This is a genomic window from Micromonospora sp. NPDC050397 (assembly GCF_044901685.1).
Classification (GTDB): Bacteria; Actinomycetota; Actinomycetes; order Mycobacteriales; family Micromonosporaceae; genus Micromonospora_G.
In genome coordinates, this window is the sequence record NZ_JBJDPS010000007.1 from 1 (window position 1) to 23,901 (window position 23,901).

Genomic DNA, 23,901 nt, shown 5'->3' on the forward strand with positions numbered 1-23,901 from the left:
GCTGCGAACCTCGAACATCACAACCCCTGACACGATCAGGCGTTGCAACGATCCCTAGAACCCGAGCGCTATGCGTTAATAAGGGGCCCTTCCTTACGCTTCAGTGGCGTTGGCGTAGGCCCGGCCCCGGGCGTGGCACCACGTCGCGGGGGCCGGCGACCTGGTGCCCGTCGGCGCAGTGCAACTCGATCCGTACCGGGGCCTCGCAGTCGCGGTGTGCGGCGACCAGCGGTGCGCCCTCCGGGTCGGCCAGGTAACGGTCGCCCCAGGTCAGGAGCGCGACCAGCACCGGCCAGAGGTCCAGGCCCTTCTCGGTGAGGCGGTACTCGTGCCGCTGCCGGGCGCCCGGCTCCCGGTAGGGCTCCCGGCGCAGCAGACCCTGTTCGACCAGTCCGGCCAGCCGGTTGGTCAACACCTGGCGGGGGATGCCGGTCCGTACGCGCATGTCGTCGAAGCGACGTACGCCGGTGAACACCTCGCGGAGCACCACCACGGTCCAGCGTTCGCCGAGGATCGCCATCGCCCGCGCGATGGTGCAGTTGTCCGGCTCCCAGTCCACCACCGTCGACGTCACACCGACAGGCTAGGTCTGATTGACAGACCCAGCAACGCCTGCGACGCTGCGTTCGTGACTCAGACTCAGCCCGCCGGTCCCGCGGCCGGGATCCAGCAGCCGGGGCAGCGCAGCCGTACCTTCACCTGGAGCGACCCGGCGGTCAACGCGGCGAGTGTGGGCCGGCGCGGTGGGCTCGAGACACTCCGCTCGATGATCGCGGGCGAGCTGCCGCCACCGCCGGTGATGCACCTGATCGACATGACCCGGATGACGGCCGACGAGGGCCGGGTGACGGTCGAGCTGGTGGTCCAGGAGTTCCACTACAACCCGCTCGGCAGTGTGCACGGCGGCGTGCTCTCCACGCTGCTCGACACCGCCGCCGGGTGCTCGGTGCACAGCACCCTGCCGGCCGGCGTCGGGTACACCTCCCTCGACCTGAACGTGAAGTTCCTGCGTCCGGCCACCGTCGCCTCGGGCACGCTGCGCTGCGAGGGCACCGTGCTGCAACGGGGCCGGCGTACGGCACTGGCCGAGGCGAGGGTGCTCGACGGCGCCGATCGGCTGATCGCCCACGCCACCTCCAGTTGCCTGATCTTCGACCTGGACGCCCCGGCGACGTAATCCGACCACCGGCGACCCGGCCACACCGGTTACCGGCGACCTGGCACGCCGGACGGGTGGCCCGGGCCGTGCGTCCGGCGTCAGAACGGCTCGGAGAGGGCGTCGACCAGGCGGGACATGCTCCGGCGAAGCTCCGAATCCGGCTGGTGGCCGAAGCCGATCACCAGTGCCGGCGGCACCCGCCGCCCGGAGAAGTGGTACGGCGCCAGCGTCGACACCCGTACGCCGTGGGCGAGTGCCCGTTCCGCCACCTGCCGTGCGTCGAGCTGGTCCGGCAGGTGCAGCACCTCGGTGTTCACCCCGTGGCGGGCGCCGAGCCGGACCCGGCGCAGCGGAGCGAGCGACGACTCGACGATCCGCCGTCGGGTCGCGTACCGGCGACCGAGGCGGTGCATCAGTCGCACGATCACCCCGTCGCGCAGCAGCGACGCCAGCGCGAGCTGGGTCAGGTACGGCGGTGCGGCGGCGTACTCGCCGAGCAGTCGGGCGACCGGGGCGGTGAGGTCGCGCGGTACCAGCGCGTACCCGAGGTTGAGTGCCGGGGTGAGCAGCTCGCAGAAGCCGCCGACCAGGATCGACCGGGTGCCCGCGGGGCCGTACAGCCGGGGGAGCTGACTGACCGACGGCCGGAACACCGGGTCGCAGGCGATCTCCACGATGTGCCCGCCGGTGCTCGCGCCCCACGCCACCGCCGCCCGGCGCCGTGGCGCGGAGAGCACGTGTCCGAGCGGCACCTGGGCGTCCGCGCTGACCACGATCGCCCGACAGGCCGGGCCGACCAGGTCGACGCGGGCGCCGTCGCCGTCCACCGGCAGCGCGGCCGGACGTTCCGTCTCACCGCCGGCCGCCCGGTGCAGGGCCGGCGGTACCGGCTCCTCGATCGCCACCTGGCGCCCCCGCAGCCCCAACGCGTCGAGGACCAGCCGCAGCCCGTGCGCGGTGCCGCCGGTGATGATCACGTCCCGCCCGGCCAGCGTCACCCCGCGCTGCCGGGCCAGGTGCTCGGCGACGGCCCGGCGCAGCTCGGGCAGGCCGAGCGGCGGCAGCGGTTGGGCCGGCGGCCGGTTGAAGCTCGCCCGCCGCCAGGCCGCACGCCAGGCGGGCAGGGGGCAGGCCTCGATGTCCACCTGACCGGGGCGCAGGTCGAGGATCCCCGGCCGCCCGGCCGGCGGGCGGGGCAGCGCGGCGGCGCCCCGGTCGGACAGCGGGCGGGGCGGAGCGGCGGCGCGGTCGGTCGGCCCCGGTCGGCGTCGGGCCGCCGGGTTGCCGCCGGTCCGTCCGGAGCCGCCGGGCTGCTGGCGCGACGCCGGGTGGCCGGCGACGTACGTCCCCGAGCCCGGGTGGCTCTCCAGGTAGCCGCGGGTGAACAGCAACTCGTACGCCGCCGTCGCGACGCCCCGCGAGACGCCCAGCAGGGAAGCGAGCGTACGGGTCGACGGGAGCTGCGTACGGTGTGCCAGCAGACCGTGTTCAACGGCGGTGCCGACCTGGGTCGCGATCTGTTCGTGCAGTGGCTGCCCGGCCTGCCGGGTCACGGTGATCGGGATGGTGAGGATCGCCTGGTGACGCATGACTCCGGTCTACGGAACCTGGGCTGCGGCCGGGTTGTCCGCCGGTTGTGCTCCGGTTGTGGAACTGTCCGGGATCGGTCGCGCGGAACCCACGGTGATTGCTGTCCATCGATCGGTACGGGACCTATGCTGCGGGGGAGGCGACTTCGAAACGCGTGTTCGCCCGCGCGGGAGGGGGAACCGTGGGGGGCACGTCGGCGGTCGGGAACGCCACCGGCTCGGCCCCGGACCAGCCGGTCGGGGCTACCCCGGTGCAGCGGTGGGTCCGCCTGCTCGGGCCGGTGGAGGTGGTCGGTCCGGCCGGTCCGGCGCTGCTCGTCGGGGCACGCCAGCGGGCCGTGGTGGGTCTGCTCGCGTTGAAGGCCGGCACCGTCGTCCCGCAGTGGCGTCTGGTCGACGCGCTCTGGGGACAGCGTCCACCCCGTACGGCGGTCAAGTCCCTGCACAGTCACATCGCCCGGGTCCGCTCGGCGCTGACCCTCTGCGGCCTGCCAGACGTCCTGGTGACCAGGGATTCCGGGTACGCGTTGCGGCTCGCCCCGGAGACGGTCGACGCGATCCGCTTCGAGGAGTACGCCCGCCGGGGGCGCGAGGACCTGGCCGCCGGTGAGCCGGCGCGGGCCGTCGCCGGGTTGCGGGCGGGGCTGGGGCTGTGGCGGCACGAGGTGGCCCTCGCCGACGCCGAACCGACCGGGTGGGGCGCGGCGGAGGTGGACCGACTCGGCGAGGTGCGGCTGGTCGCGGTGGAGGACCGGTGGGACGCGGAACTCCGGCTCGGCCGGCATGCCGTAGCCGTCGGCGAGCTGGAACGCCTGCTGGTGGAGTACCCGTCCCGGGAGCGGCTGGTCGGTCTGTTCATGCTGGCGCTCTACCGCAGCGGCCGGCAGACCGACGCGCTCGACGCCTACCAGCGGCTGCGGGTCGGTCTGGCCGAGGAGTTCGGCGTCGATCCGGGCCCCGACCTGGCCCGCCTGCACACCCGGATCCTGCGACGCGACCCGGCACTCGACCCCGAGCCGCTGCCCGACCCCGGTGCCACCGGCACGTCGTCCCGGCCGCCCGGCTCCGCCCCACCACCCGCGTCCGGCACGTCCGACGCGCCCGCCCGGTCGGGCCCGGCCGAGGCAGGCGGGCATACGACCGACGGCGGCGGGCACAGGACCGATGGCGGCGGACCGTCGATGCCGACCCCGAGGCAGCTTCCGGCGCCGGTCGGGTTCTTCACCGGCCGCTCACCGGAACTGTCCGTCCTGGACCGTCTGCTCGACGACCCGGAGGCGGACCTGCCGCTGGCTCTCATCTCCGGTCCGGCCGGCATCGGCAAGACGGCGTTGGCCGTGCAGTGGGGACGCCGGGTCGCCAACCACTTCCCCGACGGCCAGCTCTTCGTGGACCTGCGCGGACACGAGCGGGACGCGACCCTGCCGCCCGGGCACGCGCTGTCGCACATGTTGCGCAGCCTGGGCGTGCCGGCCGACCGGGTTCCGGCCGAGCCGACCGAGCAGGCCAGCCTCTACCGTTCGTTGCTGCACGGCCGCCGGATGCTGATCCTGCTGGACAACGCCGGCACCGCCGACGACGTACTGCCGCTGGTCCCGGGCAGTGCCGGCACCATGCTCCTGGTCACCAGCCGCAGCGCCATCGCCGCGCTGAACACCCACCACGCGGTCTGCCCGGTCAGCCTCGACGTGCTCCCGGTGGACGAGGCGCTCGCCGTGTTGGTCCGGCTGCTCGGCGCCGCCGCGGTGGAGCGGGAACGGGCCGAGGCGGCCGAACTGGTCCGGCTCTGCGACCGGATGCCGCTGGCACTGCGGATCGCGGCGGCGAAGCTGGCCAGCCGGCCGAACCGTACGATCGGCACGCTGGTGGCCGAACTGGCGGGTGCGAACCGGCTCGACGCGCTCAGTGTCGACGGCGACTCGCGCAGCGTACGGACCGTGTTCGCCAGCGCGTACCGGGCGTTGAGCGGTCCGGCCGCCCGGCTGTTCCGGCTGCTCGGGCTGCATCCCGGTCCGACCTTCCACACCCTGCTCGCCGCTGCCGTCGCCGACCTGGGGGTGACCGAGGCCCGCCGGATCGTCGACGAACTGGTGGTGGCCCATCTCGCCGTCGAGACCGGGGTGGACCAGTACCGGTTCCACGACCTGATCGCGCTCTTCGCGCAGCAGTGCGCCACCGTCGACGAGACGACACCGGCCCGGGACGAGGCCGTACACCGGATCGTCGACTGGTATCTGGCGGTCGCGACCGCCGCGAACAAGGTGCTCGACCCGGGGCGGGACCGGGTGACGGCGGTACTGCGGCACCCGCCGGCGCAACCCCCGTTCCCGGCCGAGCACCACGCCGCGCTCGCCTTTCTCGACGCCGAGCGGGGCAACCTGCTCCCGGTCACCCGGTACGCGGCCCAGCGGGGACTGCCCACCGCCGCCTGGCAGCTCACGTACCTGCTGATCGGGTTCTACGACTCCCGGGGGCACTGGCCCGAGCGGGTGGAGATGTGCCGGTGGGCGGTGACCGCGGCGCGCCAGGTCAACGACCCGGCCACCGAGGGGCTGATGCTCAGTGGGCTCGGCGTCGCCCTCATCATGTCGAGACGCTTCGACGCCGCGCTCTCCAGCCTGCACGAGGCACTGCCGCTGATGCTGGCCAGCGACGACCGGCGCGGGGCCGGGCACGTCTACAACAACATCGCCGCCGCGTACAGCGGTCTGCGCCGGTTCGACGAGGCGGTCACCGCGTTCCGGCACGCGCTCGCCATCCACACCGCCAGCGGCTACCGCCTGGGTATCGCGCTCGCGCTCAACAACACCGGTCACACCTACGTCCGGATGGGTCGGCCGGAACTGGGCACGACCGATCTCGCGCAGGCGCTCACGATCAGCCGGGAGGTGGGCAACCCCAGGCTGGAGGCGGCCGTGCTGCACAGTCTCGGCGAGGCGGACCTGGGCCGGGGGCGGCTCGACGCCGCCCTGGACCACCTCGGCCAGGCGCTCCTGGTCTACCAGGCGATCGGCGACCGACGGTACGAGGCGGAGACGATGAACGGCCTCGGGCTGGCGCTGCTGCGCAAGGGCGAGCCGGCGGCCGCGATCAGCCCGTTGCGGCGGGCCCTGTCGCTCACCCGCGACCTGGCCGACCAGCACCTCGAGGCGGTCACCCGGCACCACCTGGGGCAGGCGTACCTGCGAGCCGGCGACCTCACCGGCGCGGGCGACGAACTCCGGCACGCGCTCGCCCTGCGGGCACGGACACCGGACCCGTACGAGGAGGCCCGGGTTCGTCAGGATCTCGGCGAACTGGGCCGGCGCCTCGGCGACCGGACCGCTAGCGAGCACCACTGGCGGCTCGCCGTCGGGCTGTACCGGCGGGCCAACGCCGTCGCGGAGGCCGGTGAGCTGGCCGTACGTCTCGAACGTGACGCACGGCCAGCCGTGGCTCCGGGTGCCTACTGACCCCTCGGGCCCTTCGGCGGGGCGCCGTCCTTGATCACCACTTCCGCCCGGCCCTGTCCGATCGTGCCGGTGGACGGGTCGGAGATGCTGACCACGAACCACTCGTCGGGCTCGCGCAGGCCGTCGTCCCGGATCTCCACCGGCACCTCGACACCCTTCGCGCCGGCCGGGATCGTCACCCGCTGCTGCCGGATCGCGACGTAGTCCTCCGGTGCGACGGCGGTGCCGTCGGCGGTGCGGAACAGGACGGTGACCGCCTCCTTCACCGGCTGCGACAGGGTCACGGTGACGATCGCCCGGCCGTCTCGTGCGCGTGTCGCCGGGGCGCCGTCGATCGGGGGCTGCTCCCAGCAGATGGTGCCGTTCACCGAGACCAGCAGGCGGTCGTCGGCGGGGTCGCAGCAGGCGTGGCTGGCCGCCGGGGTCAGACCCAGCAGCGCCGTGGGAAATACGACGGTGGCGGCAAGCCGGCCAATCCGCCAGCGCGGACGTGTCATCGGGTCCTCTCCTTCGGTTGCCGTGGAGCCTCCATTAAGACCGTTGGCGGTTGTGGCGTGGTTGTGGCGCACATCGACGCCCCTCGTGTCCAGTGCCACTACCCCGGTGAACTGGGCGGGACAGCGGTCCTGTCCGGCGCGGCCCGGATCGGCTGATCCTGATCTCAGGCGGGTGCCGAGGGGGCATCCGCCAGATCGCAGGTCAGGGAGGGTGAACGAGTTGGTATTCATCGACGCGTTTCGAAGGAGATGGGTGTGGGCGGTCGCGCTGGTCGCGATCGTCGCGGTCGGTCTCGGGTACGCCGGCCAGGTGCGGGCCGATGCGCCGGCGGCTGCTCCGGCGTACAAGGCGACGGAACTCGCCGACGCGATCCTGTTCGCCGAGGGTCCGGCGGCCCGGCACCTGACCGGGCTGGAGCGGCCGAAGATCGAGTGGACCGAGGAGGCGAAGCGGTCCAGGGACGCGATCGGCGAGGCGATCGCCAAGGACGAGAAGTGGGGCGAGTCGTTCGCCAGCCGGGTCCAGTCCGGTGACCCCAACGAGATCGCGCCGGCGCTGCACGACCTCGGGGTGAAGTCCCGGCTGGCGCTGGACGACCTCTGGGGCCGGGACACCATGGACAAGGCGATGGAGGTGGCCGTCGGCGGCTCCTCGGCCAGCACCATCCTGGTCTGGCAGCGGTACGTGGTCGTCTACCGGATCATCGTGATCGTTCGGCACATCTACGTGGTCTGGTCGCTCAGCATCAAGGACCGGTTCGCCACCGGCAACCTGCCGGACGAGATCACCATCCGCACCATCGCGCAGAACCTCAGCGTGCGCTGACGAAGGGACGGAGGAAAGCCTGATGGATACCAGCAGCGCGGTGTGGCGGCACCGCACACCGGCCGACAGTGCCGGCACAGCCGAGGACACGGATCGTCCCGAGCCGACCGACGACGCCGACGGGACCGTCGTCGCCGGTGGTGCGGGTGACGGCCGACCGGAACCGGAGTCGTCCGCCGGGGACCGGGTGGATCTGCGGCTGGGCCGGAGTATCGCGACGCTGATCGCGCTCGCCGCGGTGGCCGTGGTGTACGTGCTCCACGCCGCGCTGCCGGCCACTCCCTTCGAGTTGCCGTTCGGCAACCCGCAGGCGTTCCGTACGGTGGTGCCCGAGGGTTGGGGTTTCTTCACCATGAGTCCGCGTACGCCGGACGTGATGGTCTACGGCGTCCGCGCCGACGGCGGCTGGGACCGGTTGACGGTCGGCGCGCACGAGGGCGCGGGGAGTCTGATGGGGCTCAACCGGCGCAACCGGTCGCAGGGGACCGAGGTGGCGATCGTCGCCAACCAGTTGCGGCCGGAGGAGTGGACCGACTGCGAGCGGGAGCCGCTCGACTGTCTGGGAGCGTTGTCGGCCCGCCCGCAGCGGGTCGCGAACGTCTCCAACCTGCGAAGCGTCTGCGGCGAGGTTGGCCTGGTCATGCAGGACGTACTGCCGTGGGCCTGGCGCGGGTTGCCGACGGTGATGCCGTCGAAGGTCATCCGGGTGGTGGTCTCGTGCTGACCCGGTCGTTGATCTCTCTCGGTCGGTGGGCCCGACCGAGGCTGGCCGAGGCGCCCTGGGGCTCGGGGCTGGGCCTGGCCCGGACCCTGCTCGCCCTCGCCACCCTCGGTACGTTGCTCGCCACCAGCTCGTCGGTGCTGCTGTCGCCGCTGGCCGACGGCACCAAGGGCGCGGTCTGCGCCGGCCCGATGCAGGCGGGTCTGTGGTGTGTGGTGCCGGCCTGGCAGGGCGAGGCGGCCCGTTGGCTGAGCGTGGCGGTGCTGCTGGTGGTGGCGTCCGGTTGGCGTCCCCGGTTCACCGGTGTGCTGCACTGGTGGGTCTCCTGGAGCCTGCTGGTCAACACCTCGATCGTGGACGGTGGGGACCAGGTCACGGCGGTCCTGACCCTGCTGCTGATCCCGGTGACGCTGACCGACCCGCGCCGCTGGCACTGGTCCCGCCCGCCCGTACGGGAGCCGGGTCTGGCCCGGCTGGTGGCGTGTGTCGTGCTGATCCTGGTCCAGGTGCAGGTCGCGGTGCTGTACCTGCACGCCTCGGTGGCGAAGCTCGGCGTACGCGAGTGGGCCGACGGGACGTCGTTGTACTACTGGCTGCGCAACCCGACCTTCGGGGCACCCGACTGGCTGCGCCCGCTGGTCGACGTGGTCACCGACTCGTCACTCGGCGTGGCGCTGCTTACCTGGGGTTCGGTGGCGCTCGAGTTCGCCCTCGCGCTGGCGATCCTGCTCGGGCCGGCGGCGAAGCGCCGCCTGCTGGTCGCCGGGCTGCTCTTCCACGCGTCGATCGCGATCGCGATGGGTCTGATCAGCTTCAGTACGGCGATGGGCGCGGCCCTGCTGCTCTACCTCCTGCCGATCGGGCACCACCTGTCGCCGCCCCGGCCGGCGCTGCGGCTGGCCGACCGGGTGTCCCGGCTGCCGGCGCGACGCCGCGAGGTCCGACCGGAACCGGCCCGACCGGGCTTGTCGACGGTGCCGTCGGTCCGAAGGTCGATCCAGTGGTGAGCACACGACGGTGGTGAGGTCGTGCCGGTGGTAAGGACGTGACGGTGGTCCGGTCGTGACGGTGGTGTGGGGGACGTCGTGACCCTGGGTGGTCGGGCGTGGGCGGTCGCCGGTGTTGTCCGGTGGTCGCCCACGCCCGTTCCCGGGGTACGTCCACCGGGTCGGGTAGGCGGTGTGGCCCCTTGACGAGCGTCGTGTTATCGCTAACATGATCGCCACCAGGGCGACGCCTGCCCGGGAGGAAGAGGAGTGGGGCCGATCCGCCCACCGATCGATCGACATGACGCACGGTGTCGATGTGGATCGGTCGGAAGGGTGGGCGTACCGGACGGGCCGGTTGTCGTACCCGTTCGCGGGCTGGTGGGTCCCGTGGGGTGGCCGACGATAATCGTTTCCCTGGCGGCGCCCATCGCCCGCTGCGGCGATATGTGAGCATTTCCCCGAGTGAGGTAGCGAAGTGGATAACAGGGTGACGCGCAATCCCGCGATGACCGACGTCGCGCGGCTTGCCGGGGTGTCCCACCAGACCGTCTCCCGGGTGCTCAACGACCATCCGAACGTCCGCGAGCAGACCCGCAGCCGGGTCCGCGCCGCCATCGCCGAGCTGGGCTACCGACCGAACCGGGCGGCCCGCACCCTGGTCACCGGCCGGTCGCAGTCGATCGGCGTGGTCACCCAGAACTCCACCCTCTACGGCCCCGCATCCCTGCTGGAGGCGTTCGAGCAGGCGGCGGCGGAAGCCGGTTTCGCGGTCAGCGTGGCCAGCGTCAGCGTGCTCGACCGGCCGTCCATCGCCGAGGCGGTCACCCGGCACCTGGACCACCGGGTCGCCGGGATCATGGTGATCGCCCCGGTCACCTCGGCCAACGAGGCGCTGGACGCGTTGCCGGCGGACGTACCGCTGGTGGCCGTCGACGGCGACCCGCAGCGGTCGGCCGCGTTGGTCACCGTGGACCAGGTCAGCGGCGCGCGGGACGCCACCCGGCACCTGCTCGATGCCGGTCACCGTACGGTCTGGCACGTTTCCGGCCCGCCCGAGTGGTTCGACAGCGCCGGCCGGATCGAGGGCTGGCAGGAGGCGCTGCGCGCGGCCGGCGCCGAGTTGCCGCCGCTGATGCCGGCCGACTGGACGGCCGCGTCGGGTTACCGCGCCGGGCAGATGCTGGCCCGGATGCCCGAGGTCACCGCGATCTTCGCGGCAAACGACCACCTCGCGCTCGGCATCCTCCGGGCGATGAGCGAGCGCGGGCGTCGGGTGCCGGAGGAGGTGAGTGTGGTCGGCTTCGACGACGTTCCCGAGGCGGCGTACTTCATCCCTCCACTGACGACGGTCCGGCCCGATTTCCGTGCCGTGGCAAGGGCGAGCCTCTCGCTCCTGCTGGAGCAGATCGAGTCCGGACGGCCGACGACCGAGCGGTACACCGTCGCGCCGACCCTGGTCTCCCGACAGAGTGTGGCGCCGCCACCGGACTGAGTCGGACGTGACGCAGGTCTCTCCGGTGACGCCCCTGGCCACCGGCCCGTCCGGCGTCGGCCCACCCCGGCGTTCCGGCCGCCGCCGGCTAACGGAATGTAGCCAGTTGGGTCACGGGAGATCGCCTTGTCGTTACTGAAATGTTACGGCTCCCGGTTGACCCGCTAATTGTTAGCGATAACACTCTGGGTCCGAGCCTGCGATCCGAGGCCCGGTCCCTGTCCGCCTGCCCCATGAAGGTGCCAGACATGTCGATCGATCCGTCAGATGCCCTCGTAGTCGGAGTCGACTACGGGACGCTGTCCGGCCGTGCCGTCGTGGTACGGGTGTCGGACGGCGCCGAGCTCGGGTCGGCGGTGTACGAGTACCCGCACGCCGTGCTCACCGACACGCTCCCCGGTGGTGTGCCGCTCGGTCCGGACTGGGCGTTGCAGGTGCCGAGCGACTACGTCGACGTGCTGCGGCACGCCGTACCGGCCGCGTTGGCCGACGCGGGCGCGGACCCGGCGGCGGTGGTCGGCATCGGCACCGACTTCACCGCCTGCACCATGGTCCCGACCCTGGCCGACGGCACCCCGCTCAACGAGTTGCCCCGGTTCGCCGACCGGCCGCACGCCTACGTCAAGCTCTGGCGTCACCACGCCGCCCAGCCGCAGGCCGACCGGATCAACAAGCTCGCCGCCGACCGCGACGAAGCCTGGCTGCCCCGCTACGGCGGGCTGATCTCCTCGGAGTGGGAGTTCGCCAAGGCGCTGCAACTGCTGGAGGAGGACCCCGAGGTCTACGCGGCGATGGAGCGCTGGGTCGAGGCGGCCGACTGGATCGTCTGGCAGCTCACCGGCAGCTACGTACGAAACGCGTGCAGCGCGGGTTACAAGGGCATCCTCCAGGACGGGCGGTACCCGGACGCCGAGTTCCTCGCCGCGCTCAACCCCGGCTTCGTCGACTTCGTGACCACCAAGCTCGACCAGCCGATCGGTGCCCTGGGTGCGGTCGCCGGCACGCTGACCGCCGAGGCCGCCGGCTGGACCGGGCTCCCGGTCGGCATCCCGGTCGCGGTCGGCAACGTGGACGCGCACGTCACCGCCGCCGCCGGCAACGCGCTGCAACCGGGCCAGATGGTCGCCATCATGGGGACCTCGACCTGCCACGTGATGAACGGCGACGAGCTGCGCGACGTACCGGGCATGTGCGGGGTGGTCGACGGCGGCATCGTCTCCGGGAGCTGGGGGTACGAGGCCGGACAGAGCGGCGTCGGCGACATCTTCGCCCACTTCGTCGAGACCCAGGTGCCGGCGGCGTACAGCGAGGCCGCCGCCGCCTCGGGGCTGACCGTGCACGAACACCTCACCCGACTCGCCGCCACCCAGCGGGTCGGCCAGCACGGACTGGTCGCGCTCGACTGGCACAGCGGCAACCGTTCGGTCCTGGTCGACCACGAACTCTCCGGACTGCTGGTCGGGGAGACCCTGGCCACCCGCCCGGAGGACGTCTACCGGGCGCTGCTGGAGGCGACCGCGTTCGGCACCCGGACCATCATCGAGACCTTCGCCGGAGCCGGCGTACCGGTCTCCGAACTCTTTGTCGTCGGCGGTCTGACCAAGAACAAGCTGCTGATGCAGATCTACAGCGACGTCACCCGGTTGCCGCTGTCGCTGATCACCTCGGCCCAGGGGCCGGCACTCGGTTCGGCCATCCACGCCGCGGTCGCCGCCGGGGCGTACCCCGACGTGCGCGCGGCGGCGGCCCGGATGGGGCGGGTCGAACGTTCGGTCTACACCCCGGACGAGGCGGCGGCGGGCCGCTACGACGAGCTGTACGACGAGTACCGCCAGCTCCACGACCATTTCGGCAGGGGAGGGAACGGGGTCATGCGCAGACTTCGCGCCATCCGCCGGCAGGCCCTGGCCGGTACGACCGAGACCGGTACGACCGCGACCACGACGACCGAGACCGGCACGACCAGCGCCGCCGAGGTGACCCGGTGACGACCGTGACCGCCTCCGTCGCGGAGACCATCCGTACGCTGCGCGCGCAGGTGGCCGCGCTCCACGCCGAACTGCCCCGCAACGAGCTGGTGGTCTGGACCGCCGGCAACGTCTCGGCCCGGGTGCCCGGTGCCGACCTGCTGGTGATCAAGCCGTCCGGGGTGAGCTACGACGAGATCACCGCCGACAACATGGTGGTGACCGACCTCGACGCCAACCTGGTCGACGGCGACCTCGCCCCGTCGTCGGACACCGCCGCGCACGCCTACGTCTACAAGCACATGCCGCACGTGCACGGGGTGGTGCACACCCACTCCACGTACGCCACCGCCTGGTCGGCGCGGGCCGAACCGATCCCGTGCGTGCTCACGATGATCGCCGACGAGTTCGGTGGCGAGATCCCGGTCGGCCCGTTCGCGCTGATCGGCGACAACTCGATCGGACAGGGCATCGTCGCCACCCTCACCGGACACCGGTCGCCCGCCGTGCTGATGCAAAACCACGGGGTCTTCACCATCGGGGCGAGCGCCCGCGCGGCGGTCAAGGCGGCCGTGATGTGCGAGGACGTGGCGCGCACCGTACACATCTCGCGCCAGCTCGGCACCCCGCTGCCGATCGAGCAGCGCGACATCGACTCGCTCTACGCCCGCTACCAGAACGTGTACGGGCAGGCGTGATCATGCCCGGGACAGGAGGACCCGCCACCACCATGGCCACTCAACCCCAGATCTGGTTCCTCACCGGCAGCCAGCACCTCTACGGGCCGGAGACGCTCCAGCAGGTCGCCGACCAGTCGCAGGAAATCCAACGTACGTTGGCCGCCACCGGCCCGATCGCCGCCGAACTGGTGTGGCAGCCGGTGCTCACCGACGCCGCCGCCATCCGGCAGGTCATGCTCGCGGCGAACGCCGACCCGGACTGTGTCGGGGTCATCGCCTGGATGCACACCTTCTCCCCGGCGAAGATGTGGATCAGCGGGCTCGACGTGCTGCGCAAGCCGCTGCTGCACCTGCACACGCAGCTCAACGCGGCGCTGCCGTGGGCGTCGATCGACATGGACTTCATGAACCTCAACCAGGCCGCGCACGGCGACCGCGAGTTCGGGTTCATCCAGACCCGGCTCGGCGTGGCCCGCAAGACCGTGGCGGGTCACGCCTCCGACCCGGCCCTGGTCGCCCGGATCGACGGTTGGGCCCGTGCCGCCGCCGGCTACGCGCACCTGCGTACGCTGCGGCTGGCCCGGTTCGGTGACAACATGCGGGACGTGGCGGTCACCGAAGGCGACAAGGTCGAGGCGGAGCTGCGGTTCGGCGTCTCGGTCAACACGTACGGGGTCAACGACCTGGTCGAGCTGGTCGACCGGGTGGCCGACGACGCGATCGACAAGCTGGTGACCGAGTACGCCGACCAGTACCGGCTCGCCCCGGGGCTGGAGCGCGGCGGTGACCGCCACGCCGAACTGCGCTACGCGGCCCGGATCGAACTCGGCCTGCGGCAGTTCCTCACCACCGGCGGCTTCGGCGCGTTCACCACCAACTTCCAGGACCTGGGCGGGCTGCGCCAACTTCCCGGCATCGCCGTACAGCGGCTGATGGCCGACGGCTACGGCTTCGGCGGCGAGGGCGACTGGAAGACCTCCGCGCTGCTCGCCGCGGTGAAGGCGATGGGCGCCGGGACCGGGCGGGGCACCTCCTTCATGGAGGACTACACCTACCACTTCGGCCCCGGCGAGCCGAAGATCCTCGGCGCGCACATGCTGGAGGTCTGCCCGACCATCGCCAGCGACCAGCCGTCGTGCGAGATCCACCCGCTCGGCATCGGTGACCGGGAGGACCCGGTCCGGCTCGTCTTCGACGCGCGGCCCGGCCCCGGCGTGGTGATCGGCCTGGCCGACCTCGGCGACCGGTTCCGGTTCGTGGCCAACGAGATCGAGGTCGTGCCGCCGGACGAGCCGCTGCCGAACCTGCCGGTCGCCCGCGCGGTGTGGAAGCCGGCACCGTCGCTCTCCACCTCCGCCGAGAGCTGGCTCACCGCCGGCGGGCCGCACCACACGGTGCTGACCCAGGAGGTCGGGGTGGAGACCCTCCAGGACTTCGCCCACATGCTCCGCACCGAACTGCTGGTGATCGACCAGCAGACCACCACCGGCGGCTTCACCGACCGGATGCGCTGGAACCAGGCCTACTACCGGCTCGCCCAAGGGCTGCCGGGCAGGGGATGAGGCCAGTCGCTCTGTCCGCACCACCCGCCGACGGCCCCCCGGCCGACCGGCACCTGAAACAGAAGGCTCTGTACTCAAAGGAGAGAACATGAGGTTCGTACGGCTCGCGTCGGTGGCTGGCGCCATCACGCTCGCCGCTGCCCTTGCGGCCTGCGGCTCAAGCACCAAGACGGTCGACCAGGCCGGCGAGGGCGGCGACAACAGCGGTGCCCTGGTCGGCGTGACCATGCCGACCCGCTCCTCGGAGCGGTGGATCCACGACGGCGACAACGTCAAGGCCGCCCTGGAGAAGCTGGGTTACAAGGTCGACCTGCAGTACGCCGAGAACGACATCCCGACGCAGGTCAACCAGATCGAGAACCAGATCACCAAGGGCGCCAAGCTGCTGATCGTGGCCTCGATCGACGGCACCGCGCTGACCACCCAGTTGCAGGAGGCCGGGGACAAGAAGATCCCGGTCATCTCCTACGACCGCCTGATCCGCAACAGCCCGAACGTGGACTACTACGCCACCTTCGACAACTTCAAGGTCGGCGTCGAGCAGGCCACCTCGCTCCTGACCGGCCTGGGCCTGAAGAAGGCCGACGGCACCGACGGCGACGCCAAGGGCCCGTTCAACATCGAGCTCTTCGCCGGCTCGCCGGACGACAACAACGCCACCTTCTTCTTCAACGGCGCGATGTCGATCCTCCAGCCGTACGTCGACAAGGGCACGCTGGTGGTGAAGAGCGGTCAGAAGGACTTCAAGACCGTGGCCATCCTGCGCTGGGACCCGTCCACCGCGCAGCGGCGGATGGAGGACCTGCTGGCCAAGACGTACAGCGGCGGCACCAAGGTGCAGGGCGTGCTCTCGCCGTACGACGGTCTGTCGATCGGTATCCTCTCCGCGCTCAAGACCAGCGGTTACGGCACCGCGGGTCAGCCGTACCCGGTCGTGACCGGGCAGGACGCGGAGCTGGCCTCGGTGAAGTCGATCATCGCGGGTGAGCAGTACTCGACCGTCTACAAGGACACCGCGCAGCTCGCCGACGTGACCGTCAAGATGGCCGACGCCGTGCTCAAGGGCGGCAAGCCCGAGGTGAACAACACCACCGACTACGACAACGGCAACAAGGTCGTCCCGTCGTTCCTGCTCCAGCCGGTCGTGGTGGACAAGGCCAACTACCAGAAGGCCCTGGTCGACACCGGCTTCTACACCGCCGACCAGCTCAAGTAGTCCGATCGCCGGTGCCGCCGCCGGGTCCCGTCACGGGGCCGGGCGGCGGCACCGGCGGGGCGACGTGGTTACGGCGGACCAGCACTGCCCGGAGGGACAGCAGGCATGACCGACGACAACATCCTGCGGATGAGCGGGATCACCAAGACGTTCCCCGGGGTCAAGGCGCTCCAGGACGTCAACCTGTCCGTACGCCGGGGCGAGATCCACGCGATCTGCGGCGAGAACGGCGCGGGCAAGTCGACTTTGATGAAGGTGCTCTCGGGCGTCTACCCGCACGGGTCGTACGAGGGTGAGATCTACTTCGACGGCGAGCTGTGCAGGTTCGCCGACATCCGGCAGAGCGAGCAGGTCGGCATCGCCATCATCCACCAGGAGTTGGCGCTGGCCCAGCAGCTCTCGATCGCCGAGAACATCTTCCTCGGCAACGAGCTGTCCACCCGAGGGCTGATCGACTGGAACCGGACCAACCACGAGGCCGGGCTGCTGCTGCGCCGGGTGGGGCTGGACGAGAACCCGGTGACGCCGGTGCTCGACCTCGGCGTGGGCAAGCAGCAGCTCGTCGAGATCGCCAAGGCGCTCTCCAAGAAGGTACGGCTGCTGATCCTCGACGAGCCGACCGCGGCGCTGAACGACGACGACTCCGCCCACCTGCTCGACCTGCTGCGTGGGCTGCGCGACGAGGGCATCACCTCGGTGATCATCTCGCACAAGCTCAACGAGGTCAGGGCGATCGCGGACCGGATCACGATCCTGCGCGACGGGCGCTCGATCGAGACCCTCGATCCGTCCGTCGAGGACGTCTCCGAGGGCCGGATCATCTCCGGGATGGTCGGCCGGGCGCTGGAGAACCGCTTCCCGCCGCACGAGTCGAACGTCGGCGAGGAGGTTCTGCGGATCGAGGACTGGACCGTACACAGCCCGACCCAGCGTGGTCGGGTGGTGGTCTCCAACGCCAACCTGACCCTGCGTCGGGGCGAGATCGTCGGGCTGGCCGGACTGATGGGCGCCGGCCGTACCGAGCTGGCGATGAGTGTCTTCGGCCGCTCGTACGGCAAGGACATCTCGGGTCGGATCATCAAGGACGGCAAGGAGATCGAGCTGCGCTCGGTACGCGACGCCATCCGGCACGGGATCGCGTACGTGACCGAGGACCGCAAGCGGTACGGGCTCAACCTGATCGACGACATCAAGCGCAACGTCTCCGCCGCCGCCCTGCGCAAGCTCGCCCGGCGCGGCTGGGTCAACGAGAACGAGGAGTACCGGGTCGCCGACGACTTCCGGGCCAGCATGAACATCAAGGCCCCGAGCGTGGCGAGCATCACCGGCAAGCTCAGCGGCGGCAACCAGCAGAAGGTCGTGCTGTCCAAGTGGATCTTCACCGATCCGGACGTACTGATCCTCGACGAGCCGACCCGGGGCATCGACGTGGGTGCCAAGTACGAGATCTACTCGATCATCAACCGGCTCGCCGATGAGGGCAAGGCGGTGCTGGTCATCTCGTCCGAGCTGCCGGAGCTGCTCGGCCTCTGCGACCGGGTCTACGCCCTGTCGGCGGGACGGGTCACCGGTGAGGTCAGTCGGGCGGAAGCCAGCCAGGAACGACTCATGCAGTACATGACCAAGGAACAGGAGTAGACCCCGATGAGCAGCATCGCACCCGCGAGCGCCGATGCCGGTGCCGGTGCCTCGGTGGGCGTCGGCGACCCGAGGCCACCGGACGGTAAGCCACTGCGTCGATTCTCGCTGAACCTCCGGCAGAGCGGCATCTACGTCGCGTTCGCCCTGATCATCGTGTTGTTCTCGGTGCTCACCGGTGGCGATCTTCTGCAACCGCAGAACATATCAAACATCATCGTGCAGAACTCGTACATCCTGATCCTCGCGATCGGGATGATCCTGATCATCATCGCCGGGCACATCGACCTCTCGGTCGGCTCGGTCGTCGCGATGAGCGGCGCGATCGCCGCGGTGCTGATGGTCAACCACGATGTGCCCTGGCCGCTGGCCCTGCTGATCACGCTTGTCGTCGGTGGGCTGATCGGGGCCTGGCAGGGTTACTGGATCGCCTACTTCGGCATCCCCGCCTTCATCGTCACGCTCGCCGGCATGCTGCTGTTCCGGGCGCTGACCCTGACGGTCCTGGGCAACCAGGGAATCGGGCCGTTCCCGGAGCAGGTGCGGACCCTCTCCAACGGCTTCACCAGCGGCTACTTCGGCAACATCGGCCTCGGGCCACTCGGCGGCGCGGACCTGTTCAGCCTCCTGGTCGGGCTGGTCGCGGTGGTCGGCATCGCCGGCACCCAGTGGCGTACCCGCAAGGCCCGCCTCGGCTACCAGCAGACCGTCGAGCCGATGCCGATCTTCCTGCTGAAGATCATCGCGGCGGCGGCCGTGGTGCTGGCCGTGGTGGTGCAGCTCGCCCGGTTCAAGAACCTGCCCTGGGTGCTGGTGCTCCTGGCGGTGCTGGTCCTGGCGTACTCGCTGCTGACCAACCGGGCGGTCTTCGGCCGGCAGATCTACGCCGTCGGCGGCAACCTCCAGGCCGCGACGCTCTCCGGCGTAAAGGTCAAGTCGGTGATCTTCTGGATCTTCGTCAACATGGGTGTGCTCGCGGCGCTCGCCGGGGTCATCTTCGCCGGCCGGCTCAACCAGGCCGGGCCGACCGCCGGCACCTCCTTCGAACTCGACGCGATCGCGGCCGCCTTCATCGGTGGCGCGGCGGTCCAGGGTGGTGTGGGCAAGGTGGTCGGTGCCATCACCGGTGGCCTGATCATGGGTGTGATCAACAACGGGATGTCGCTGATCGGCGCGCCGAGCGAGCGGGTGATGCTGGTCAAGGGCATCGTGCTGCTCGCCGCGGTGGCGTTCGACGTCTGGACCAAGCGGCGCGCCGGCCTCTCCGGCCGCTGACCCACCGCTACGCCGAGAACGGCGGTCGGTGCCGAACCGGCACCGACCGCCGTCGGCGTTCCTGCTCCGGGGACCGGCCCCGGCGGCCGTTCAGCGTCGGAGCATCGCCAGGCCGTGCACGGCCGACCGTACGGCCGTCAGCCCACCCATGCCCTTCGCCGCCTGTTGCAGGCCCCCCGGTACGTGCCGCATCGCGCCGGGTACGTGCCGCATCGCGGCCGGCACCTGCCCCACGGCACCGGGCAGAAGACGCATCGCCTTGACGGCGTACCCGGTGGCGCCGGACCGGCGGCGCAGGCTGACGGCCCGGTGCAGCATCCCCCGGGCCACCTGGCCGGGCTTCTGCTGCTCCCCGGCGAGCGCGGTGACCACGATCAGCGCACCGGTGAGCGCGGGAATCGCCCACTGGAGCACCCGGAGTTGTCGCTGGCTCGACGCGATCTGACCCGGTGTCTCACGGCTGGGCTCGGTGGTTCCCTCGACCGGCGCACCGCCGGCCCGTTGCAGCTTCATCCCGAGCATCCGGCTGTAGCCGGTCACCGCCAGCGCCGCGACGGTGAGCCCGGTCTTGACCAGGCTCATCCGGCCCACCCCGGACTGGGCGATCACCCGTGGGCTCTCGGTCACCAGTTCGCCCGCCGCACCGGCCACGTGTGCCCCGATCGCGGCGGCGTTGACCGGGGTCCACCTGGCCCAGCCGGCCGAGGCGACCCCGAGCCGCTGGGTCGAGTCGTCCACCCGCGCCGCCGCGCTGTTGACCCCGACCGCGCCCATCAGCGAACCGCCGAACCAGGCCGCCAGCCCCAGATCGTGCATCGAGCGCAACACGGTATGTCGTTCGGACATCTGATCCCTCCCGCCTGGTGAGGATCGGCGTTTACCCGTACGCCCCGGCGCTAATCCCGACGGCTCGCGACCGCCCGGACCGGTGGTGGGTGCTGTGCCGTGGTGTGCCGGGCCGTCCGTTTCCGGGTCCGCCCCGATTCTCAGCGGCGTGGGTCGACGTGCACCTTTGGACCGGGGCCGGCGTTGTCCGGCAGCCGGCCGGCGAGCACCCCACCCACCTCGTCGAGACCGACGGTGGCGGCGACGAGCGGTCGGGGATCGACCGCCGCGTCGGCGTACCGGGCGATGGTGCCGGCCAGCCCGGCCGAGGCACCGAGGATGCCGACCGCCGTCACGTCCTTGAGCGCCAGCGTCCGGGTGTCGATCCGGCTCGGTGTCCCCGAGAGGCCGACGTAGACGATCCGGCCGCCCGGTTCGACCAGGTCGAGGGCGAGGGCGGGCACCGCCGGGTCGTTCGACGCGTCGACCACCGCGTCCCAGGGCAGCGCGGGAATCCGGCCGTCCGGCCACACCCCGGAGAAGCCCCGGGTACGGGCGAAGTCCAGCGACCGGGCCGAGGTGCCCACCACGTGCACCTCGGCGCCCTCGGTCCGGGCGAACTCGGCCACCAGCAGCCCGATCGTGCCCGGCCCGAGGACCAGCAACCGGTCGCCAGGGGTCAGCGCGGCACCTCGTACCGAACGCAGCGCGTTGCCGCCCGGCTCCACCAACGCGCCGGCCGTGTCGTCCACCGTGTCGGGCAGGGCGTGCAGCGCGGTGACCGGCACCGCCAACCGCTCGGCCAGTGCCCCGGCGAAGCCGCCCCTGATGCCGATCTCGGAGCGGTCCGCGCAGACGTGCCCACCCCCGGCGAGGCAGCGTCGGCAGTGCCCGCAGCCGAGCATCGTGTCACCGGTGACCCGGCGGCCGAGCCAGGCGGGGTCGACGTCGCGCCCGACCGAGGCCACCGTGCCGCACCACTCGTGCCCGAGCCGGATCGGATAACTCGCGTACCCCTGGTGCAGGTAGGCCATCTCGCCGGTGAAGAACTCGACGTCGGTCCCGCAGACCCCGACCCGGGCCACGTCGACCACCACCTGGCCCGCCCCGGCCTCGGGCGGCTCGACGTCCTCGACCGAGCCGCGACCTGGACCGGTGACCACGAAGGCCCTCACCCGACGCACCCGTGACGGGTGGACTCGCGGTGTCGGGTCGCCGGGCCTGATCTTGCGGTAGCCTCGGCCACGTCCAGATCCTAGGCTGGTGTTCCAGTGATGGGAAGGCGGGCACATGTCGGGACAGCGCAGCGCGCAGTGGTACGCCGGGACCGACCGCAACGCCTACATCCACCGCGCCTGGATGCGACGGGGCCTGCCGGCGAACGCCTTCGACGGTCGCCCGCACATCGCCATCGCGAACAGCGCCTCCGACCTGACCCCGTGCAACAGTCATCTGGACGAACTGGCCCAGAGCGTCAAGCAGGGCGTGTACGCCGCCGGCGGCATCCCGTTGAACCTGCCGGTGGTGTCGCTCGGCGAGACACAGGTACGTCCGACCGCGATGCTGTGGCGGAACATGGCCGCGATGGCGACCGAGGAGATGCTGCGGGCGAACCCGATCGACGGGGTCGTCCTGCTCGGCGGTTGCGACAAGACCATTCCGGCCCTGCTGATGGCCGCCGCCTCGGTCGACCTGCCGGCCGTGGTGGTGCCCGGCGGCCCGATGCTGACCGGCACCTTCCGGGGCGTGGCCCTCGGCTGCGGCACCGACGTGTGGAAGCTCTCCGAGGAGGTGCGCGCTGGCACCCTCTCGGAGGAGCAGTTCATGCGTTCCGAGTCGTCCATGATCCGCAGCCGGGGACACTGCAACACGATGGGCACCGCGTCCACGATGGCGCTGGTCACCGAGGCCCTCGGCATGACCCTGCCCGGCCTGGCCGGCACCCCGGCACCGGACAGTCGTCTGCTACAGGGCGCGCACGACGCGGGGCGGCTCGCGGTCGAGCTGGTCGCGGCCGAACGTCGCCCGAGTGGAGTGCTCACCCGTGCTTCGTTCCTGAACGCGATCGTCGCGCTGGCCGCGATCGGCGGCTCCACCAACGCGGTCGTCCACCTGCTGGCCGTCGCCGGCCGGCTCGGGGTCGAGCTGACCCAGGACGACTTCGACCGTACCGGCGCGGAGGTGCCGTTGCTGGTCGACCTCCAGCCGGCCGGTCGGTTCCTGATGGACGACCTGCACCGGGCCGGCGGTCTGCTCGCCGTGCTGCGCGAGGTCCGCGACCTGCTCGACCCGGAGGCGCTGACGGTCACCGGGCGCCCGCTCGTCGACTACCTCGACGACGCCCACATCTTCGACCACGAGGTGATCCGGGTACGCGAACAGCCGCTGCTCCCGCACGCCGGGATCGCGGTGCTGCACGGCAACCTCGCCCCGTCCGGCGCCATCATCAAGCCCGCGGCGGCATCACCCGAACTGCTGTCGCACCGGGGCCGGGCGGTGGTCTTCGACTCGATCGAGGACCTGCACGCCCGGATCGACGACCCGGACCTCGATGTCGACGCCGATTCGGTGCTGGTGCTCCGGGGGTGTGGACCGCGAGGTTATCCGGGCATGCCGGAGGTGGCGAACCTGCCGCTGCCGGCAAAACTGTTGCGTGCCGGCGTACGCGACATGGTCCGGGTCTGCGACGGCCGGATGAGCGGCACCGCGTACGGCACCGTGGTATTGCACGTCGCGCCGGAGGCGGCGGCCGGTGGGCCGTTGGCCCGGGTCCGTACCGGAGACATGATCGTGCTCGACGTGGACGCGCGTCGCCTCGACGTCGACGTGCCGCCGCAGGAGTGGGAGCAACGGGCGCCGGAGCCGGCGACCGTCGCGGCGTTCGCGGCCCCGAAACGCGGCTGGGAACGGCTCTACGTGGACACCGTCCGACAGGCCGACACCGGCGCGGACCTCGACTTCCTGATCGGGGCCAGCGGCGACCGGGTCGCCCGCGAGTCCCACTGAGAACACCACCGCCATCGGAACGGGGACCGGGAAGGGTTCCGTTGCCGAACCTTCCCGGTCCCCGCTCCAGGTCGCGCATCAGTGTCGGCGGCGCGGTCGGGGAACCTTCCGACCGTCCGGGATCACTTGTCCACGGCTCTTGGGAGCCGGCTAGATGATGTTCGCGGTGAAGATCATATTGTCGGCGTAGAGTGCGCGGAGTTGGCCGTGGATGAGCGCGAAACGGGGATCGACCTTCATGTTCCACTGATCGGGGAACCCGGGCTGCCAGGTCCAGTCACCCCAGCTCGTGAACGCCGTCCCGGGAGTTTGGCTCACCGTACCCCCGAGATAGACCAGCTTCGACCCGAGTTCGCGTCCGCCGAGCCGGAGTTCGTCTCCGCGTGCCATCAGTGTGGGGGCGCCGAGAATGTTGAAGCCGGTCCCGAAGTTGCGCGAATTTGGGATGTACCACCACTGGTTGGTCACCACACTGTTGTTGTCTATCTTGATGTACGAAACTCCGACCTGCCCGGAGGTCACCCTCATTGCCAGCATGGCGGTCCGGTAGTCGCCGCTCACCTGCCTGAGCGTCGCGAGAGCGGGGGCGTAGCTGGTGGCGCCTTCCGATCCAAGGACGGTCGTCCGCTGGTACCACCCGCCGCCGGGGTGTATGACGAGGGTGTAGACCGTGTTGCTGAATCCGGTGTAGGCAAGCAGCAACTGGCCGTCGTTGATTTCGGTGGCCGCGATCGGCACGGGGGTCGTGTCGGGGAACAGACCGTGGGCCCAGCCCGTCATCCGTCTCGTGTCCGTCGGGTACGCGTAGTTGATCCGGTTGTCCAGGCCCGCGTAGATCACGTACGGGATGTTGCGCCAGGTGACGACGGTGGGTGCCGTCAATGAGGTCGCTCCGGGTACCGACATCGGGAAATCGTCGTCCCGATGGATGTAGACCTGGTGGTCTCCGTTGTTCGAGAGGTACGCCGTGACCAGGTGGTCGCAGCAGCCGTCGTTGTAGGTCGCCT

19 protein-coding genes are annotated in these 23,901 nt (G+C 71.1%); 13 read left to right on the plus strand and 6 right to left on the minus strand.

Annotation, left to right across the window (positions count from 1 at the left end; all coding sequences use genetic code 11):
• Window positions 1-100: 100 nt before the first annotated feature.
• On the minus strand, window positions 101-520 hold the full coding sequence (locus tag ACI2K4_RS23105) for a winged helix-turn-helix transcriptional regulator (protein WP_404514392.1): 420 nt from the start codon (window positions 518-520) through the stop codon (window positions 101-103).
• A 108-nt stretch (window positions 521-628) separates the two neighbouring features.
• Between ACI2K4_RS23105 and ACI2K4_RS23110 the strand changes: the two genes are divergently transcribed.
• Window positions 629-1,177, plus strand: a complete 549-nt coding sequence (locus tag ACI2K4_RS23110) for a PaaI family thioesterase (RefSeq protein ID WP_404514091.1) — start codon at window positions 629-631, stop codon at window positions 1,175-1,177.
• Between the two features lie 80 nt (window positions 1,178-1,257).
• On the opposite strand, the gene ACI2K4_RS23115 is transcribed toward ACI2K4_RS23110, so the two are convergent.
• Entirely contained in the window at window positions 1,258-2,748 is a 1,491-nt protein-coding gene (locus tag ACI2K4_RS23115) for a PLP-dependent aminotransferase family protein (RefSeq protein WP_404514092.1), read from the minus strand.
• A 182-nt stretch (window positions 2,749-2,930) separates the two neighbouring features.
• On the opposite strand from ACI2K4_RS23115, the gene ACI2K4_RS23120 reads away from it, so the two are divergent.
• On the plus strand, window positions 2,931-6,200 hold the full coding sequence (locus ACI2K4_RS23120; protein ID WP_404514093.1) for an AfsR/SARP family transcriptional regulator: 3,270 nt from the start codon (window positions 2,931-2,933) through the stop codon (window positions 6,198-6,200).
• On the opposite strand, the gene ACI2K4_RS23125 is transcribed toward ACI2K4_RS23120, so the two are convergent.
• Window positions 6,194-6,697, minus strand: coding sequence for a Calx-beta domain-containing protein (locus tag ACI2K4_RS23125; RefSeq protein ID WP_404514094.1), 504 nt, complete (start codon window positions 6,695-6,697; stop codon window positions 6,194-6,196). The two genes, ACI2K4_RS23120 and ACI2K4_RS23125, sit on opposite strands and share 7 nt — an antisense overlap.
• Window positions 6,698-6,908: 211 nt before the next feature.
• On the opposite strand from ACI2K4_RS23125, the gene ACI2K4_RS23130 reads away from it, so the two are divergent.
• The 10 genes from ACI2K4_RS23130 (at window position 6,909) to mmsB (ending at window position 19,063) form a co-directional block, all read left to right on the plus strand.
• Entirely contained in the window at window positions 6,909-7,523 is a 615-nt protein-coding gene (locus tag ACI2K4_RS23130; RefSeq protein WP_404514095.1) for a hypothetical protein, read from the plus strand.
• 22 nt (window positions 7,524-7,545) lie between these two features.
• Entirely contained in the window at window positions 7,546-8,247 is a 702-nt protein-coding gene (locus ACI2K4_RS23135) for an SdpA family antimicrobial peptide system protein (RefSeq protein ID WP_404514097.1), read from the plus strand.
• Window positions 8,241-9,251: a sporulation-delaying protein SdpB family protein gene (locus ACI2K4_RS23140; protein ID WP_404514098.1), complete on the plus strand. Its 1,011-nt coding sequence runs from the start codon at window positions 8,241-8,243 to the stop codon at window positions 9,249-9,251. The genes ACI2K4_RS23135 and ACI2K4_RS23140 overlap by 7 nt, the downstream gene beginning before the upstream one ends.
• Window positions 9,252-9,738: 487 nt before the next feature.
• Complete coding sequence (locus ACI2K4_RS23145; protein ID WP_404514394.1) at window positions 9,739-10,725, plus strand: LacI family DNA-binding transcriptional regulator; 987 nt, start codon at window positions 9,739-9,741, stop codon at window positions 10,723-10,725.
• Window positions 10,726-10,973: 248 nt separating this feature from the next.
• Window positions 10,974-12,713, plus strand: a complete 1,740-nt coding sequence (araB, locus tag ACI2K4_RS23150) for a ribulokinase (protein WP_404514099.1) — start codon at window positions 10,974-10,976, stop codon at window positions 12,711-12,713.
• Window positions 12,710-13,390 (plus strand): L-ribulose-5-phosphate 4-epimerase, encoded by a 681-nt coding sequence (locus ACI2K4_RS23155; RefSeq protein ID WP_404514100.1) that lies wholly within the window; start codon window positions 12,710-12,712, stop codon window positions 13,388-13,390. The genes araB and ACI2K4_RS23155 overlap by 4 nt, the downstream gene beginning before the upstream one ends.
• 32 nt (window positions 13,391-13,422) lie before the next feature.
• Entirely contained in the window at window positions 13,423-14,934 is a 1,512-nt protein-coding gene (araA, locus tag ACI2K4_RS23160; protein ID WP_404514101.1) for an L-arabinose isomerase, read from the plus strand.
• An 88-nt stretch (window positions 14,935-15,022) separates the two neighbouring features.
• On the plus strand, window positions 15,023-16,150 hold the full coding sequence (chvE, locus tag ACI2K4_RS23165) for a multiple monosaccharide ABC transporter substrate-binding protein (RefSeq protein ID WP_404514102.1): 1,128 nt from the start codon (window positions 15,023-15,025) through the stop codon (window positions 16,148-16,150).
• Window positions 16,151-16,255: 105 nt separating this feature from the next.
• Entirely contained in the window at window positions 16,256-17,788 is a 1,533-nt protein-coding gene (gene mmsA / locus ACI2K4_RS23170; RefSeq protein ID WP_404514103.1) for a multiple monosaccharide ABC transporter ATP-binding protein, read from the plus strand.
• 6 nt (window positions 17,789-17,794) lie between these two features.
• The gene (gene mmsB / locus ACI2K4_RS23175) at window positions 17,795-19,063 is read left to right on the plus strand and encodes a multiple monosaccharide ABC transporter permease (RefSeq protein WP_404514104.1); all 1,269 of its coding nucleotides are present in this window, start codon (window positions 17,795-17,797) and stop codon (window positions 19,061-19,063) included.
• 90 nt (window positions 19,064-19,153) lie between these two features.
• On the opposite strand, the gene ACI2K4_RS23180 is transcribed toward mmsB, so the two are convergent.
• Entirely contained in the window at window positions 19,154-19,909 is a 756-nt protein-coding gene (locus ACI2K4_RS23180) for a hypothetical protein (protein WP_404514105.1), read from the minus strand.
• 140 nt (window positions 19,910-20,049) lie between these two features.
• The gene (locus tag ACI2K4_RS23185) at window positions 20,050-21,063 is read right to left on the minus strand and encodes a zinc-binding dehydrogenase (RefSeq protein WP_404514106.1); all 1,014 of its coding nucleotides are present in this window, start codon (window positions 21,061-21,063) and stop codon (window positions 20,050-20,052) included.
• Between the two features lie 115 nt (window positions 21,064-21,178).
• Between ACI2K4_RS23185 and ACI2K4_RS23190 the strand changes: the two genes are divergently transcribed.
• Window positions 21,179-22,894: a dihydroxy-acid dehydratase gene (locus ACI2K4_RS23190; RefSeq protein ID WP_404514107.1), complete on the plus strand. Its 1,716-nt coding sequence runs from the start codon at window positions 21,179-21,181 to the stop codon at window positions 22,892-22,894.
• A 150-nt stretch (window positions 22,895-23,044) separates the two neighbouring features.
• Here ACI2K4_RS23190 and ACI2K4_RS23195 read toward each other — a convergent pair whose 3' ends face one another.
• Entirely contained in the window at window positions 23,045-23,800 is a 756-nt protein-coding gene (locus tag ACI2K4_RS23195) for a hypothetical protein (RefSeq protein WP_404514108.1), read from the minus strand.
• Window positions 23,801-23,901 lie beyond the last annotated feature (101 nt).

Bases quoted from the DNA above. Each gene is read 5' to 3' on its own strand.
- ACI2K4_RS23105 (WP_404514392.1), bottom strand. From the start codon at position 520: ATGGCGATCCTCGGCGAACGCTGGACCGTGGTGGTGCTCCGCGAGGTG.
- ACI2K4_RS23115 (WP_404514092.1), bottom strand. From the start codon at position 2,748: ATGCGTCACCAGGCGATCCTCACCATCCCGATCACCGTGACCCGGCAG.
- ACI2K4_RS23125 (WP_404514094.1), bottom strand. From the start codon at position 6,697: ATGACACGTCCGCGCTGGCGGATTGGCCGGCTTGCCGCCACCGTCGTA.
- ACI2K4_RS23135 (WP_404514097.1), top strand. From the start codon at position 7,546: ATGGATACCAGCAGCGCGGTGTGGCGGCACCGCACACCGGCCGACAGT.
- ACI2K4_RS23145 (WP_404514394.1), top strand. From the start codon at position 9,739: ATGACCGACGTCGCGCGGCTTGCCGGGGTGTCCCACCAGACCGTCTCC.
- araB (WP_404514099.1), top strand. From the start codon at position 10,974: ATGTCGATCGATCCGTCAGATGCCCTCGTAGTCGGAGTCGACTACGGG.
- araA (WP_404514101.1), top strand. From the start codon at position 13,423: ATGGCCACTCAACCCCAGATCTGGTTCCTCACCGGCAGCCAGCACCTC.
- chvE (WP_404514102.1), top strand. From the start codon at position 15,023: ATGAGGTTCGTACGGCTCGCGTCGGTGGCTGGCGCCATCACGCTCGCC.
- mmsA (WP_404514103.1), top strand. From the start codon at position 16,256: ATGACCGACGACAACATCCTGCGGATGAGCGGGATCACCAAGACGTTC.
- mmsB (WP_404514104.1), top strand. From the start codon at position 17,795: ATGAGCAGCATCGCACCCGCGAGCGCCGATGCCGGTGCCGGTGCCTCG.
- ACI2K4_RS23180 (WP_404514105.1), bottom strand. From the start codon at position 19,909: ATGTCCGAACGACATACCGTGTTGCGCTCGATGCACGATCTGGGGCTG.
- ACI2K4_RS23190 (WP_404514107.1), top strand. From the start codon at position 21,179: ATGTCGGGACAGCGCAGCGCGCAGTGGTACGCCGGGACCGACCGCAAC.
- ACI2K4_RS23195 (WP_404514108.1), bottom strand. From the start codon at position 23,800: ATGTCGGTACCCGGAGCGACCTCATTGACGGCACCCACCGTCGTCACC.